The following is a 15165-nucleotide window of genomic DNA, read 5'->3' as shown; positions in this document are numbered from 1 at the left end:
CGGCGCGGAGCAAGACTCCCCGTTTGATGAGCAAACGGGTTTTTTTGAGCGTAATTTTAAGTTGGAAAAATTTTCCAATAAATTAAGGAGAGCATCACATGGCAATTATGCGAGCGGTAGACGCGGCAATGCACGTGCTGGAAAAAGAAGGGATCACCACCGCGTTCGGCGTGCCCGGCGCGGCGATCAACCCGTTCTACGATGCGATGCGGCGGCACGGCGGCATCAAACACTACCTGGCGCGGCACGTGGAAGGGGCCTCGCACATGGCGGAAGGCTACACCCGCGCCGCCGCCGGCAACATCGGCGTGTGCATCGGCACCTCCGGCCCGGCGGGCACCGACATGATCACCGGCCTTTACTCCGCCTCCGCCGACTCGATCCCGATCCTGTGCATCACCGGCCAGGCGCCGCGTGCGCGTTTGCACAAAGAAGATTTTCAGGCGGTAGACATCGAATCGATCGCCAAGCCGGTGACCAAGATGGCGGTCACCGTGCAGGAACCGGCGCTGGTACCGCGCGTGCTGCAGCAGGCGTTCCACCTGATGCGCTCCGGCCGGCCGGGCCCGGTGCTGATCGACCTGCCTTTCGACGTGCAGATGGCGGAGATCGAGTTCGATCCGGACACCTACTCTTCACTGCCCGCCTATAAGCCGGCGGCCACCCAGGCGCAGATCGACAAAGCGCTGGATCTGCTGTGCGCGGCGAAAAAACCGCTGATCATCGCCGGCGGCGGTATTCACAACGCCGACACGGCGGATCTGCTGCAGCAGCTGGCGGAGATCTGCAACGTGCCGGTGATCCCGACGCTGATGGGCTGGGGCGCCATTCCGGACGATCACCCGCTGATGGCGGGCATGGCGGGCCTGCAAACCTCGCATCGCTACGGCAACGCCAACCTGCTGGATTCAGATCTGGTGTTCGGCATCGGCAACCGCTGGGCCAACCGCCACACCGGCTCGGTGGACAAGTACACCGCCGGGCGCAAGGTGGTGCACATCGATATCGAGCCGACGCAGATTGGCCGGGTGATCTGCCCGGATCTGGGCATCGTTTCCGACGCGCGCATCGCGCTGCAAATGCTGGTGGACACGGCAAAGCGCCGCTTCGAGCGCGGCGAGTTGCCGAATCGCGACGCCTGGTGCGCCGCCTGTCTGCAGCGCAAGCAAACGCTGCTGCGCAAGACCCACTTCGACAACGTGCCGGTCAAGCCGCAGCGGGTGTATGAAGAGATGAACCGTGCCTTCGGCCGCGACGCCTGCTACGTCACCACCATCGGGCTGTCGCAGATCGCCGCCGCGCAAATGCTGCACGTTTTCGAGCCGCGTCACTGGATCAACGCCGGCCAGGCCGGCCCGCTGGGCTGGACGTTGCCTGCGGCGCTGGGCGTGTGCGCCGCCGATCCGCAGCGCAAGGTGATCGCGCTGTCGGGCGACTATGATTTCCAGTTCATGATCGAAGAGCTGGCGGTCGGCGCACAGTTCAAGCTGCCCTATATCCACGTGCTGGTGAACAACGCCTATCTGGGGCTGATCCGCCAGGCGCAGCGCGGGTTCGATATGGATTACTGCGTGCAGCTGTCGTTTGAAAACATCAACAATGCGGAGATTGGCGAGTACGGCGTCGATCACGTCAAGGTGGCGGAAGGGCTGGGCTGCAAGGCGCTGCGGGTGTTCAAACCGGAAGAGATCGCGCCGGCGTTCCGTCAGGCCCAGGAACTGATGCTGCAGCACCGGGTGCCGGTGGTGGTGGAAATCATCCTGGAGCGCGTCACCAATATTTCCATGGGCACCGAGCTGGATAACGTCAACGAGTTCGAACCGGTGGCGGCAACGCCGGAAGACGCGCCGACCTCGGTCAACTTCTTTGATTACCGTTAAGGAGCCTTACCATGCCGAAATTTTCAGCCAACCTGTCCATGCTGTTCACCGAAGTCGATTTTATGCAGCGCTTCCGCCGGGCGAAGGAGCAGGGCTTCAGCGCGGTGGAATACATGTTCCCCTATGACTACCCGATCGCCGCGCTGCGCAGCGAACTGGAGGCGCATCGCCTGAGCCAGGTGCTGTTCAACCTGCCGGCCGGCGACTGGGCGGCGGGCGAACGGGGCATCGCCTGCTTGCCGGGGCGCGAAGCGGAGTTCCGCGACGGCGTCGGGCGCGCGATCGAGTATGCGCAGGCGCTGGGCTGCGATCGCATCAACTGCCTGATCGGCAATCCGGATCCCGCCGTCGGCCGCCACGCCACCGACGAACGGGTGAAAGAGAACCTGAGCTACGCCGCCGACGCTCTGGCGCGGCAGAATATCCGCCTGCTGATCGAACCGATCAACCGCTACGACATGCCGCAGTTCTACCTGCAAACCTCCCGGCAGGCAATCGAACTGATCGAAGCGATCGGCAGCCCCAACCTGTATCTGCAGTACGACCTTTACCACATGCAGCGCATGGAGGGAGAGCTGACGCAGACCCTTGAGCGCCTGCTGGCGAAGATCGACCACGTTCAGGTCGCCGACAACCCGGGGCGGCACGAGCCGGGCACCGGCGAAATCAACTGCGAGTTTATCTTCGCGCAGCTGGATCGCATGGGTTACCGCGGCTGGATCGGCTGTGAATACAAACCGCTCACCACCACGGAAAGCGGCCTGTCATGGATTAAAAAATACCTGTCTTGAGGAGATGAAAATGAAAGTGGGATTTATCGGTCTGGGCATCATGGGCGCGCCGATGGCGGAAAAACTGCTGGCGGGCGGGCACACGCTTTACGCCCATACCCGGCATCAGGTGCCGGCGGCGCTGTTGCAGCAAGGGGCCATTGCCTGCGGCGATCCGCAGCAGGTGGCGGATGAGGCGGACGTGATCTTCATCATGGTGCCGGATACGCCGCAGGTGGAGGAGGTGCTGTTCGGTGAACGCGGCTGCGCCGCCGGCAAGCTGAACGGCAAAGTGGTGGTGGACATGAGCTCCATTTCACCGCTGGAGACCAAGCGGTTCGCGCAGCGCATCAACCAGCTGGGCGCCCAGTACCTGGACGCACCGGTTTCCGGCGGCGAAGTGGGCGCCAAACAGGGCACGCTGACCATCATGGTGGGCGGCGAGGAAGCGACCTTCGAACGGGTGCAGCCGCTGCTGGCGCTGATGGGCAAGAACATCACGCTGATCGGCGGCAACGGCGACGGGCAAACCTGCAAGGTCGCCAACCAGATCATCGTGGCGTTGACCATCGAAGCGGTCTCCGAGGCGCTGGTGTTCGCCTCGCGCGCCGGCGCCGATCCGGCACGGGTGCGCGAAGCCCTGATGGGCGGTTTCGCCTCGTCGCGCATTCTGGAGGTGCACGGCGAGCGGATGATCAAGCGGGCGTTCGCGCCGGGGTTTCGCATCTCGCTGCACCAGAAGGATCTTAATCTGGCGCTGCAGGGCGCGAAGGTGCTGGCGCTCAGCCTGCCGAATACCGCCACTTGCCAGGAGTTGTTCAACGTCTGCGCCGCCAATGGCGACGGCGAACTGGATCATTCCGCGCTGGTGCGGGCGCTGGAGATCATGGGCAACCACCGGGTGGCCGGCTAAGAGTACCCCCGGCATTTAATTCGCCGGCTTATCGTTAGAATCAGAGATGTTCGACATTAATAACGCCCTCTTTATGATAAATAAAGAGGGTTCCCGCCAATCCAATAAAAAATGATTCAGCACAATAAAAAGTAAAAAGCAGGATGCCAACCGAGGAGACACTGAATATGGCAACCGATAATGCTGTTATTGATAAAGATATTCTTACCGCCCCTGACAAAAACCGTTTATATCGAAAAATCGCCTGGCGCATTATGCCCATTTTATTAGTGAGCTATATCGTCGGTTATCTCGATCGGGTTGGCATTTCGTTTTCGAAATTTCAAATGATGCCCGATATTCTGAACGGCAATGTCTCGATGGCCGAAGCCGTTTACGGGCTGGGCGCCGGGGTGTTTTTCATCGGCTATATCATCGCCGGGGTACCCAGTAATATTCTGCTGAGCCGCTACGGCGCCAGAAAGATCATCGCGCTGCTGATGGTGGTGTGGGGGGCGATTTCGATGCTGAGCATCTTTATCACCAACCCCTGGCAATTCTACCTGGCGCGTTTCCTGCTGGGGCTGGCGGAGGCCGGCTTCTACCCCGGCGTGATCCTCTATCTGACGCTGTGGTTCCCGTCCAGCCAGCGCGCCAAGATGACCGCGCTGTTCGTGTGCGGCATCCCGGTCAGCAACATCATCGGCGGCCCGCTGTGCGGGTGGATCATCGAGCACATGAACGGCCTGATGAATCTCTCCGGCTGGCAGTGGCTGTTCTTTATCAGCGGCCCGCGCGCGCTGCTGATCGCCATCGTCATCTTCTGTTTCCTGGATAACACCTATCAGAGCGCCAAGTGGCTCAGCCCGCAGGAGAAGGCGCTGATCAAAGAGGATATGGCGCAGAGCGCGCCGCGCCAGGGCGCCGCCGGCGGGCAGGAGTGGACGATGAAAAGCATGCTGAGATCGTCCGCGTTCACCAAAATGTGGCTGATTTGCTTCTGCACCGTGATGGGCCAGGGCGGGCTGGCGTTTTGGGTGCCGACCATCATTCGCGACACCGGCGTGACCTCGGTGATGGATATCGGCCTGCTGACCATGCTGCCGTACATGCTGGCGGTGGTGGCGATGCTGGCGGCCGCGCGCAGTTCGGACAAGCATCGCGAGCGGCGCTGGCACATCATCGTGCCGTTCTGCATCGCCGCGGTGTCGCTGATCTTCATCGGCCTGTTCCCGGACAACAAGCACGTGGTGATGGCGGCGCTGTGCGTGGCGGTGGCGTCGAGCCTGGTGCCCTCGCCGCTGTTCTGGAGCCTGCCGAACGCCATCTTTACCGGCACCTGCGCCGCGGCGGGCATTGCGCTCATCAATTCCATCGCCAATATCGGCGGTTTTATTTCGCCTTATATCATCGGCTATTTCAAACAGCTGACCCACAGCAATTTGGCGGCGATGTGCGTCTTGTCGACGATGATGATACTGGGGGCGATATTAACCTACAGCGTGCCGGCGAAATGGGTCAATAAATAACGCTTCCCTTCATCTTCATTAAATAGTCGGCAACAGTTTTATTTTATTTAGCCATGCATTTCTCATCTGATTATTTCAGCGGGGGAAGGCATGGCCATTTTTATTTCGTCTCGAATAAAGGAGGCAGCATGAAAATTGTTATTGCACCGGATTCATTTAAAGAAAGCGTCAGCGCAGAACGGGCGGCGCGGGCGATCGCGCGCGGCTTCCACGAGGTTTATCCCGATGCCGAGTGCGTCTGCCTGCCGATCGCCGACGGCGGCGAAGGCACGGTGGACGCGCTGGTGGCCGCCACCGGCGGGCGCAAAGTGAGCGTGGCGGCAACGGGGCCGCTGGGGGAACGGGTGGCGGCGTTTTACGGCGTCAGCGGCGACGGCAAGACGGCGGTGATCGAAATGGCGGCGGCCAGCGGATTGATGCTGACGCCGGCGGCGCGCCGTAACCCGCTGCTGGCGACCAGCTACGGCACCGGCGAACTGATCCGGCATGCGTTGGATCAGGGTATTCGCCACCTGATCCTCGGCATTGGCGGCAGCGCCACGGTGGATGGCGGCGTCGGCATGGTGCAGGCGCTGGGCGGGCGCTTCTACCGCCCGGACGGCAAGGCGCTGCCGTGGGGCGGCGGCGAGCTGGCGACGCTGAGCGGCGTCGATCTCGGCACGCTGGACGCACGCCTGCGGCAGTGCCGGATCGAGGTCGCCTGCGACGTAGACAATCCACTGGTGGGGCCGCGCGGCGCGGCGGCGGTGTTCGGGCCGCAGAAGGGGGCGACGGCGGCGATGGTGGCGCAGTTGGAACAGGGCCTGACGCAGTATGCTGAGGTGATCCGCCAGAGCACCGGGCGCGACGTGCGGCACGAAGCCGGCGGCGGGGCGGCGGGTGGCATGGGGATCGCCTGCCAGGTGTTTCTCGGCGCAACGCTGAAGCCGGGCATCGAGATCGTGATGGCGGCGCTGGGCCTGGAGCAGGCGCTGGCGGAGGCCGATCTGCTGATCACCGGCGAAGGGCGCATCGACAGCCAAACGCTGGGCGGCAAGGCGCTGTCCGGCGTCGCCCGTCTGGCGCGGGCGCGCGGTTTGCCGGTCATCGCGCTGGCCGGCGTGGTGGAGGAAGGGGCGGAGGCGCTGCACGCGCAGGGAATCGACGCGATGTTCAGCATTCTGCCGCGCCTGAGTGCGCTGGAGGCCGCGCTGTCGCAAGGGGAGCTCAACCTGCAGCGCAGCGCCGCCAACGTCGCCCGCGCGATGCGCATCGGCCGGCGATTGGGATAAAAAAGAAGGCCACGCTGCGCGAGCAGGTGGCCTTGGTTTTGGCGGCGAAGCGCTTACGGCTCGACGTCGCGGTTGCAGTCCTTGGAGTAGATGTAGCTGAAGGTTTCCTGGCCCACCGCATAGCCTGCCTGCTGCACATAGGCACCCATGAAGATATAGTCGCCTTGTTTCACCGGCATCCATTCATTGTCCAGGTTGTACACACCGGCGCCGCTGAGAATGTAGGCGCCATGCTCCTGCACGTGGGTCTCGATGTAGCCGTGGCTGGCGCCGGGGGCGAAGGAGAGGATGTGCATATTCATGTCGAAGCCCAGATCTTTCGGCAGCAGATCCTGCAGGATCACCTCGCTCATGCCTTCGTAGTGGATCTTTTCCAGGTTGGCGACGTTGTTGCTGACCACGTGCGCCTCGTAACCCTTGATGCGCTGGTAGCGGCGCTTGTAGAGGAACAGGCGGCTGGATTGGCCGCCGTTGGCGTTTTCCAGCCGCAGGGTGACGCCCGCCGGGCAGTAAAGATAGCCGCCGGCGGTCAGCGGGTAGTCGGTGGCGTCGGCGGAAGCGGTGATGGCGCCGTCGATGACGTACACGAAGGTTTCGATCTCTTCGCCGCCAAAGCCTTTGGTGTTGCGGCCGCAGTCGTACAGCGTCACCAGATAATCGACGAAGGTGGCGCCCAGTTTCGGCGTCGACAAGATGGTGACGTCGCAGTTTTCAAAACCGGGAATGACGTTGCGCACCAGGCCGTTCGGCGGGATCAGCGCATAGTTGCCGCGTTTGATGATGGCGCGCGTTGACAGAATGTCGGTTGGATATCCGGTTTGATTGTTGAAGTAACCCACGTTGATTCTCCTGATCGTTGAAAGGGCGCCGCGGCGGCGCCCGGTAAAAAAGCGCCGTCAGGCCTCGGTGGCCGTTCGGGTTGGCGTAGTGCGTTTCATCAAGACGTTGACGGTGAAGAAAATGGCGGTGCCCACCAGCAGGATGGCGGCGGAGATGTAAAACCCCATCACCTTGGAGCCGGTGCTGTCGGAGATCACGCCGGTCAGGAAGGGGGCGATCACCGACGAGGACATGCCGAAGAAGTTGAACACGCCGAAGCTGGTGCCATAGCCTTTCTTCGGTGCGTTGTCGGCGACGAAGGAGATCATGATCGGATCGACCGCCAGCTTGCCCAGCAACCCGTACAGGATCAGGCTGATCAGCAGCATGGTGGAGTCCGGCGAAATGACGGTGCAAACCAGCATCACCGCCGCGCACAGCTCGAGGAAAATGATCAGCTGCACCTTCTTGTTGCGGAAACGGTCGGACATGCGGCTGAAGAACAGCGCGCCCGGCACCGAGGCGAACGCCACCAGGGCGGAGGAGAAGCCGATGGCCACCCCTTCAAAGCCGCGCTCTTGCTGCAGGAACGAGGGCAGCCAGGTGACTATCATGTAGTAGCCGTAGCAGGTGGCGAAGTACATCGCGTAGGCGGAGATCATGCGCAGGCTGAACAGGCCGCTGGGCTGGCCGTCCTCTTCGGGCGCGATAGCCGTCGGCGCAACGGTCTGGCTGACGGCCGCCGCGGCTTGAGGCTGCGAGCCTTTGATGACCACGGCGAACACCAGCGTCATCACTACCAGCAGGCCGGTGATGATGAACAGCATGATCTGCCAGTTCATGTTGAAGCTTTTCACCAGCAGGCTGGAGGCGATCAGGCCGATGGCCATGCCGAGCGCCGAGCCGCTGTTGATCACCGCGGTCGCCAGGCCACGGCGTTCCAGCGGGATATTCTCCGACGACAGAGAGTAGGCCGAGCCGTAATAAGAGCCGCAGCCCATGCCCGCCAGCAGGCTGCCGGCATAGACCATGGTCAGGCTGGTGGCGTTGCCGATCAGCAGCGTGGCGATGATGAACAGGCAGAAGCCCGGGATCAGCACCACCTTCTTGCCGAATTTGTCCACCAGGATGCCCGCCGGGATCTGCATCCCGGTGTAGGCGAAGAAGTAGAAGCTGGCGATCAGCCCCATTTCCGCATTGGAGTGCGCGCCGATGGTTTGTTGGATCTCGGGGAAGATCGGCGTCAGGACGGTGCGATAGATCCAGATCACCGCCCAGCCCAGACAGAGCACGACGACGATCTTTTTCCAGTAGCGCGGGTCGATGTCGTTGCTCATGCCTTGGCCCCCTGTTCGGTGTAGGCCAGCTGATACAGCGTCTGCGCCAGGATTTTCACCCCTTCGTTCAAATCGGCGACGGCGGTTTTTTCCGCCGGGTTATGGCTGATGCCGGCGATGCTCGGCACGAACATCATCACCGTTGGCACGCGCGGGGCGAAGATTTGCGAGTCGTGTCCGGCGCCGCTGTGCATCATGCGGTAATTCAGCCGCTGCGTTTCGCACAGGCGGCTGACGCAGGCCACCAGCTGTTCGTTCATCGGGATCGGTGCTTCGTCCATCCACAGATCGATCTCGGCCTCGATGCCCATCTCGGCGCAGATGCGCTGGATATCCTGCTCGATCTCCTGCGTGAAGCGCAGCAGCGTGGCCTGATCGGTGTGGCGGCAGTCGAGGGTGAAGTGGGTGAAGCCCGGCACCACGTTGACGGTGTTCGGCTTCGGCTCCACCTTGCCGAAGGTCAGCACCAGCGGGTCGCCCTCGGCGCGCGCCTTGGCGATCGATTCGCAGCAGATGCGGCTGAAGGCATGCACGGTATCCCGGCGATAGCTCATCGGGGTGGTGCCGGCGTGGTTGGCTTCGCCCTGCAGCCGCACGTCATAACGCCGTTGGCCAACGATGCTGGTCACCACGCCGATGGTTTTGCCTTCGGTTTCCAGCACCTTGCCCTGTTCGATATGGATCTCGACGAAGGCCGCGATGTCGCTGCGCAGCGGCTGATGCGGCGGGGGGAAATCGAAACCGGCGTCGCGCATGGCGTTGACGAAGCCGACCCCCTTGGCGTCCGTAATGTGCTGCACGTCTTCCCGCCGGGCCAGGCCGACGATGTTCTTGCTGCCCCAGAACACATAAGGGAAGCGGCTGCCTTCTTCTTCCGCCAGCGCGATGACTTCCAGGCTGCGCAGCGGCGGGCCGTAGGTGTCCTTGAGGTGTTTGATCGCCATGAAGGCGGCTTCGATACCGAACTGGCCGTCGAGGTTGCCGCCGTTGACCACCGTGTCGATATGCGAACCGGAGAGAATCACCTGGTCGGGGTATTTGCTGCCCTCCAGCCGGCCGAACAGGTTGCCGACTGCATCAAAATGGGTGCGCAGTCCGGCGGCCTCGAAGGCGTTTTTCAGCGCGTGCTGCGCTTCGATCCATTCCGGGGTATAAAGCAGACGCGTCATGCCGCCGCTGGGGTCGGCGCCGATTTTCGATAACCAGCCGGAAATATCACGGATTTCTTGTTGGAAGTCTTTCATGTTTACCTGCCCGCATGTTGTGTCTCAGCGGCGATGCGGCCAGGGCGGAGGCTATTCGCCGCCGGCCGACCTATTGCGCTGAGCGCGCTGATGAAGGTTTTCTTTTTTCTCCCCGGCTCAGAAATATCAACCGCGAGCCGCGGCGTAAAAAGCCCACGATAATAAGAGTGCGTTAACTGGCGAAGGGATCTTTATGGTCGTAAGAACGCTGGTAAATAGCATTTGAAATTAAGTATTGATAAATATCGTCGACGATTTCGATACCGTTTTTCTCGCTTTCCATTTCACGCGCATGGCTGTTCTGCCCCGGGTAAAGCACTTTGCTGACGCCCGGCGCCGGCTTAACGGAATTCAACTCTTTCATGACCTGGCTGATATTTTTACGGAACGCCGATTCGTTGGTGAAATAACCCGGATTCAGGACAATATGCAATTGCCCCAATTCCCGGCCGGCGCTGAGATCGTGATACATCGAGCTGACGTGTTTGCCGAACGGCAGGCCGAGCAAAATGCCCGACAGCACGTCGACCATCATCATCAGGCCGTAGCCTTTCGGCCCGGCGATCGGCAGCAGGCCGCTGACGGCGAACGGATCGGTGGTGTGCTTGCCCTCGGCGTCCACCGCCCAGGTGTCGGGGATGGCGGCGTTGCGCGAGCGGGCGTCCAGCACTTTGCCCCAGGCCTGCACGGTGGTGGCCATATCGAAGGTGATCAGCTCGTCGCCTTCGCCCGGCGCGGAGAAGGCGATGGGGTTGGTGCCGTAGTAGACCTCGGCGCCGCCGTACGGCACCACCATCGGATCGGACTGGCACAGCGAAATGCCGACCATGCCGGCGCGCGCCGCCTGCTGCACGAAGTAGGACAGCGCTCCACTGTGGCCGATGCGGCGCACGCCCACTACCGCCACGCCGTTCTCTTTCGCCATTTCAATGGCGCGATCCATGCTCAGCTTGGCCGCCACGTGCCCGGCGCCGTTGTCGCCGTCGAAAATGGCGCTGCAGGGGCCGGTTTTCTCAAAGGTGAAATGCGGGTGATTATTGGTGCCGCCTTTGCTGATGCGTTCGGAATAGTATTCGACCCTGACCGCACCGTGAGAATGAATGCCGCGCGCATCGGCATGAACCAGCACGTCGGCGACGATGCCGGCGTGTTCCTGGCTCAGGCCGGCGGCGTGAATTTTTTGCTGGATAAGCTGATGTAATTGTTGTTTAGAGACCTTCATATACAGTCCTTTTATCACTACGGTTTATTTAATTCGCCTCTGCGTTGTAATGTATAAATACCGGGGGGGAATAATGTGATCCAGATGCGTTTTATCCGATTGGATTAAAAATTCGTTGAATTAAATCGCCATTGTTAGAAGTTTTTTTATAAATGTTTTTTCCCTTCTGGATTAACTAATATTCAGGCGATTAAGTTATTTTTTCTAACAATGGATAAAGTGTGACCGTACTCACCTCGGGGCGCGGTTTTAATTTGTAGCTTGATAATTAACCTTTTCGCTGAATTCAATGCGTCGCCGTACCGCCGGTGCGGGAAATATTGCCGATATTATTAAATGCTGTCTTAAGGATATCACCATGATCCATGCTTTTATTAAAAAGGGGAGCTTTCAGGATTCCGTCAGCCTGATGTTGATCTCCCGCAAACTCAGTGAATCTCCCAAGGTCGAGGAAATATCCGTCATGATGGGGACACCGGCCAATAAATCCTTATTGGAGGTGACTGGTTTCTGGCACCCGCAGTTTAGCGAAGCGACGCCGAACGATATTTGCGTGGCGATCAAGGCGGAGTCCGCCGACGAGACGATCGCCGAGGAGATCGGCGCGGCGCTGGAGACGGCGCTCAAGGCGATTGCGCAGGGCAGCCAGGGCGGCAAAAAACTGCTGCGGGCGCGCAGCTGGCGCACCGCCAGGCAGAAGCTGCCCGCCGCCAATCTGGCGCTGATCTCGATCGCCGGCGAATATGCGGCGGAGCTGGCGGATAGCGCGCTGGAAGACGGCTGCAACGTGATGATGTTCTCTGACAACGTCAGCCCGGCGCAGGAAGTGGCGCTGAAAACCAAGGCGCGCGAACGCGGGCTGATCGTGATGGGGCCGGACTGCGGCACCGCCTGCATCGCCGGCGCGCCGCTGGCGTTCGCCAACGTGGCACCCGCTGGATCTATCGGCGTGGTGGGCGCCTCCGGCACCGGCATTCAGGAGCTGATTTCGCAAATTACCCTGGCAGGCCAGGGCATCTCGCACGCCATTGGCCTCGGCGGGCGGGATTTGACGGCGGAGATCGGCGGCATCAGCGCCATCAGCGCGCTGCGCATGCTGGCGGCGGATCCGCAGAGTCTGGTGCTGGCGTTCGTGTCCAAACCGCCGGCGCCCGAGGTGCGCCAGCGGGTGATTGACGAGATGAAAGCGCTCGGTAAGCCGGTAGTGGCGCTGTTCCTCGGCGCGCAGTCCGCCGTGCGTCAGGAGGGCAACATCACGTTCGCCGCCACGCTGGATGAAGCGGCGCGGCTGGCGGCGATGCTGGGCTACGTGCAGCAACAGGCGGCACAACAGCCCGCGGTGCCCGGCGGCAAAATCGCCGGGCTGTACGCCGGCGGCACGCTGGCCGCCGAATGCGCGATGCTGCTGGCGGAAAAACTGTCCCTGCCGGTGGATAGCGAGCACCCGCGCGGCGCCATGCTGATGGCCGACGGCCATCGCATCATCGACATGGGCGATGACTTTTATACCCAGGGGCGACCGCACCCGATGATTGACCCGACCGCCCGCAATCAAGAAATCGCCCGCCTGGCACAGCAGCCGCAGACCGGCGTGTTGCTGCTGGATGTGGTGATCGGCTTCGGCGCTCAGGACGATCCGGCGGCGTCGCTGGCGGCCGAGGTGGCCAACGTGCGCGCGGCGCGCGGCGCGGCCCACCCGCTGGCGGCGATCGCCACCGTCACCGGCACCGAACAGGATCCGCAGCAGCGCTCGCGGCAAATCGCCACCCTGCAGGAAGCCGGCATCGCAGTGATGCCGTCGCTGCCGGCGGCGGTCGCGCTGGCGCACCAGCTGATTACCCCCGTCTTACCCGCACCTGAACGCGAACGGCCGGCCTTGCTGGACGGCGTCGCGGTGATCAACGCCGGGCTGCGCAGCTTCGCCGATGACCTGCAAACCAGCGACATCCCGGTGGTGCACTACCAGTGGGCGCCGGTGGCCGGCGGCGATCAACGATTAGCCAACATCTTGAAAAAATTAAAGTAAGGAACCGCTATGTACGCAACGATTGAGCAAGCAAACGCCGCCGTTATCGCCCGTATCCGCGAGGCGCGCCCGCACTGGCAGGATGTGGATCTGGCGCATCGGTTGATCCCGCAGCTGGCTGAAGGACGCAAGCTGCTGCACGCCGGGCCGCCGGTCACCTGGCAAGAGATGAGCGGTCCGGTGCGCGGTGCCTGCATTGGCGCCTGCCTGTTCGAAGGCTGGGCGCAGGATGAACAGCAGGCGCTGGCGCTGCTGGAGCAAGGGGAAATCGAGTTCATCCCATGCCACAGCGTGAGCGCGGTGGGGCCGATGGGCGGCATCACCTCGGCCCACATGCCGATGGTGGTAGTCAGGAACACCGTCCACGGCAACTACGCCTACTGCAACATGAACGAAGGCATCGGTAAGGTGATGCGCTTCGGCGCCTATGGCGAGGATGTGCAGCAGCGTCTGCGCTGGATGCGCGACTCTTTGGCTCCGGTGCTGAAAGCGGTGCTGGCGACGCTGGAGGAGGGGATCGATCTGACCGCGCTGATGGCGCAGGCGATCAGCATGGGGGACGAATTCCACCAGCGCAATATCGCAGCCTCAGCGCTATTGATGCGCAGATTGGCGCCGGAGATTAGCCTGCTGCCTCGCGATAAGGCGGAGCTGGCGCAGGTGATGCAGTTCCTCAGCATCACCGATCAGTTCTTCCTCAATCTGGCGATGGCTTACTGCAAGGCGGCGATGGATGCGGGAGCAGAAATTGAGCAGGGCACTATCGTCACGGTAATGACCCGCAACGGCAAGAACTTTGGCGTCAAGATCAGCGGCATGGGCGATCGTTGGTTCACCGCGCCGGTCAATACGCCGGAAGGGCTGTTCTTCTCCGGCTTCAGCCAGGCGGACGCCAACCCGGACATCGGCGACAGCGCGATCACCGAAACCTTCGGCATCGGTGGGGCGGCGATGGTCGCGGCCCCGGGCGTGACGCGTTTCGTCGGGGCTTCCGGCGGCATGAGCGCCGCCACCGACATCTCCGAGGAAATGGCGGAGATCTATCTTGAGCGCAACATGATGCTGCAGATCCCGACCTGGGACTTCCAGGGCGCCTGCCTGGGGCTGGATGCCCGGCGGGTGGTGGAAACCGGCATCACGCCGCTGATCAACACCGGCATTGCTCACCGCGAAGCCGGGGTCGGGCAGATCGGCGCAGGCACGGTGCGTGCGCCGCTCGGTTGTTTCGAGAAGGCGATCGAAGCGCTGGCCGATAAGCTCGGCATCACGGCGTAAGTGAACGGAGGGGCGTATGGACATTGTCGCGCTGGCCGGCAGCCGCCATGTGACGCGGGACTATGGCGCGCTGCGCTGCGTCGGCAGCTTCACCAACGCGATCAATTTCCTGACGGAAAACGCGCGGCTGCTGACGCTGCACCGCGCCGGCAGCGGCCTGAGCCCGATGGGGTGGCAGCTCGGCGCGCGGGATTTCGATCGCGTGCGGCGTGCGGTGCCGTCTGTACGACGCTGCACTTTCTCCGCCGCAGGCATCACGTTGGATGCGCTCCTTGTTCGGCCCGCCGCGATGGCGCGGGATCTGGCGCTGGCGCAGCGGGCGGCCATTGCCGATCGGCCGCTGGCGGCGGTATTGCAGCGCTGCACGGCGCAGTGCGGGTTGCACGGCGAAATCGGTCGGCTGGTGAAGCGGCCGTTAACGCCGGAGCTGGCCAGGCTGGCGCGGGATTTCTCCCGTTGGCTGCGGGGCGGCGCGGTCGACTGGCGCCATACGCTGGGCAAAGGGCCGGGGCTGACGCCGAGCAACGACGACACCTTGCTCGGTCTGTTGCTGAGCGCGCACCTCGACAGCCGCATCCAGGTCGCCGGGCTGACGCCGTTTTTCGCCCAGACGCCACCGCTGGAAGCGTTGACCACGCTGGTGAGCGCGCACTACCTGCATTACGCCGAGCGGGGCGTGTTCGCCACGCCGCTGCATATGCTGGCGCAGGGGCTGCAGGTACCTAACGGCGTATCGGCGGCGGTGGCGGCGGTGCTGAACCTGGGGCATTTCTCGGGGGCGGACACGCTGCTGGGCGTATGGCTGGGGGTGACGACGATTAACGCACTGTGCGGCGCGCGGTGTGAACATGAGGGCCGGATCGCGGATCCGGCCGGGACGGTATGATTTCAACTACGGGT

General features: G+C 62.4%; 12 protein-coding genes. 8 read left to right on the top strand and 4 right to left on the bottom strand.

Annotation, left to right across the window (positions count from 1 at the left end):
* Positions 1 to 98 precede the first annotated feature (98 nt).
* The 5 genes from gcl (at position 99) to ABTW55_RS06530 (ending at position 6342) form a co-directional block, all read left to right on the top strand.
* Complete coding sequence (gene gcl, locus ABTW55_RS06550; RefSeq protein ID WP_060420340.1) at positions 99 to 1880, top strand: glyoxylate carboligase; 1782 nt, start codon at positions 99 to 101, stop codon at positions 1878 to 1880.
* 11 nt (positions 1881 to 1891) lie between these two features.
* Entirely contained in the window at positions 1892 to 2671 is a 780-nt protein-coding gene (gene hyi, locus ABTW55_RS06545; RefSeq protein ID WP_047568952.1) for a hydroxypyruvate isomerase, read from the top strand.
* Positions 2672 to 2681: 10 nt separating this feature from the next.
* Positions 2682 to 3563, top strand: a complete 882-nt coding sequence (gene glxR / locus ABTW55_RS06540; protein WP_060420338.1) for a 2-hydroxy-3-oxopropionate reductase — start codon at positions 2682 to 2684, stop codon at positions 3561 to 3563.
* A 254-nt stretch (positions 3564 to 3817) separates the two neighbouring features.
* Positions 3818 to 5071, top strand: coding sequence for an MFS transporter (locus ABTW55_RS06535; protein ID WP_223915619.1), 1254 nt, complete (start codon positions 3818 to 3820; stop codon positions 5069 to 5071).
* A 128-nt stretch (positions 5072 to 5199) separates the two neighbouring features.
* Positions 5200 to 6342, top strand: a complete 1143-nt coding sequence (locus tag ABTW55_RS06530; protein ID WP_060420335.1) for a glycerate kinase — start codon at positions 5200 to 5202, stop codon at positions 6340 to 6342.
* 53 nt (positions 6343 to 6395) lie between these two features.
* On the opposite strand, the gene allE is transcribed toward ABTW55_RS06530, so the two are convergent.
* The 4 genes from allE to allD form a co-directional block, all read right to left on the bottom strand.
* Positions 6396 to 7181, bottom strand: a complete 786-nt coding sequence (gene allE / locus ABTW55_RS06525) for a (S)-ureidoglycine aminohydrolase (RefSeq protein ID WP_060420333.1) — start codon at positions 7179 to 7181, stop codon at positions 6396 to 6398.
* Positions 7182 to 7238: 57 nt separating this feature from the next.
* Positions 7239 to 8498 (bottom strand): MFS transporter, encoded by a 1260-nt coding sequence (locus ABTW55_RS06520; protein ID WP_060420331.1) that lies wholly within the window; start codon positions 8496 to 8498, stop codon positions 7239 to 7241.
* Entirely contained in the window at positions 8495 to 9742 is a 1248-nt protein-coding gene (gene allC / locus ABTW55_RS06515; RefSeq protein ID WP_060420329.1) for an allantoate deiminase, read from the bottom strand. The genes ABTW55_RS06520 and allC overlap by 4 nt, the downstream gene beginning before the upstream one ends.
* Before the next feature lie 172 nt (positions 9743 to 9914).
* Positions 9915 to 10964, bottom strand: coding sequence for an ureidoglycolate dehydrogenase (gene allD / locus ABTW55_RS06510; RefSeq protein ID WP_060420327.1), 1050 nt, complete (start codon positions 10962 to 10964; stop codon positions 9915 to 9917).
* Between the two features lie 358 nt (positions 10965 to 11322).
* Between allD and ABTW55_RS06505 the strand changes: the two genes are divergently transcribed.
* From ABTW55_RS06505 to ABTW55_RS06495, 3 genes are read left to right on the top strand one after another with little or no spacing between them, the layout of a single operon-like run.
* A complete protein-coding gene (locus ABTW55_RS06505) occupies positions 11323 to 12990 on the top strand; it encodes an acyl-CoA synthetase FdrA (protein WP_060420325.1) in 1668 nt (555 codons plus the stop codon).
* Positions 12991 to 12999: 9 nt separating this feature from the next.
* Positions 13000 to 14265, top strand: coding sequence for a DUF1116 domain-containing protein (locus tag ABTW55_RS06500; RefSeq protein WP_049242741.1), 1266 nt, complete (start codon positions 13000 to 13002; stop codon positions 14263 to 14265).
* A 16-nt stretch (positions 14266 to 14281) separates the two neighbouring features.
* On the top strand, positions 14282 to 15151 hold the full coding sequence (locus tag ABTW55_RS06495) for a DUF2877 domain-containing protein (RefSeq protein ID WP_060420323.1): 870 nt from the start codon (positions 14282 to 14284) through the stop codon (positions 15149 to 15151).
* Positions 15152 to 15165: the final 14 nt, after the last annotated feature.

The sequence above is a fragment of the Serratia sp. SM04 genome (genome assembly GCF_040280225.1).
In the GTDB taxonomy this organism is placed as follows: Bacteria; Pseudomonadota; Gammaproteobacteria; order Enterobacterales; family Enterobacteriaceae; genus Serratia; species Serratia sarumanii.
The sequence above is the reverse complement of the archived record's forward strand: the minus strand, read 5'-3'. Positions and strand labels throughout refer to the sequence as shown.

What these genes read in the sequence shown, in the direction of transcription:
- ABTW55_RS06500 (WP_049242741.1), top strand. Translation starts at nt 13,000, where the DNA reads ATGTACGCAACGATTGAGCAAGCAAACGCCGCCGTTATCGCCCGTATC.
- allD (WP_060420327.1), bottom strand. Translation starts at nt 10,964, where the DNA reads ATGAAGGTCTCTAAACAACAATTACATCAGCTTATCCAGCAAAAAATT.
- gcl (WP_060420340.1), top strand. Translation starts at nt 99, where the DNA reads ATGGCAATTATGCGAGCGGTAGACGCGGCAATGCACGTGCTGGAAAAA.
- ABTW55_RS06505 (WP_060420325.1), top strand. Translation starts at nt 11,323, where the DNA reads ATGATCCATGCTTTTATTAAAAAGGGGAGCTTTCAGGATTCCGTCAGC.
- ABTW55_RS06530 (WP_060420335.1), top strand. Translation starts at nt 5,200, where the DNA reads ATGAAAATTGTTATTGCACCGGATTCATTTAAAGAAAGCGTCAGCGCA.
- hyi (WP_047568952.1), top strand. Translation starts at nt 1,892, where the DNA reads ATGCCGAAATTTTCAGCCAACCTGTCCATGCTGTTCACCGAAGTCGAT.
- glxR (WP_060420338.1), top strand. Translation starts at nt 2,682, where the DNA reads ATGAAAGTGGGATTTATCGGTCTGGGCATCATGGGCGCGCCGATGGCG.
- ABTW55_RS06520 (WP_060420331.1), bottom strand. Translation starts at nt 8,498, where the DNA reads ATGAGCAACGACATCGACCCGCGCTACTGGAAAAAGATCGTCGTCGTG.
- allC (WP_060420329.1), bottom strand. Translation starts at nt 9,742, where the DNA reads ATGAAAGACTTCCAACAAGAAATCCGTGATATTTCCGGCTGGTTATCG.
- ABTW55_RS06535 (WP_223915619.1), top strand. Translation starts at nt 3,818, where the DNA reads ATGCCCATTTTATTAGTGAGCTATATCGTCGGTTATCTCGATCGGGTT.
- ABTW55_RS06495 (WP_060420323.1), top strand. Translation starts at nt 14,282, where the DNA reads ATGGACATTGTCGCGCTGGCCGGCAGCCGCCATGTGACGCGGGACTAT.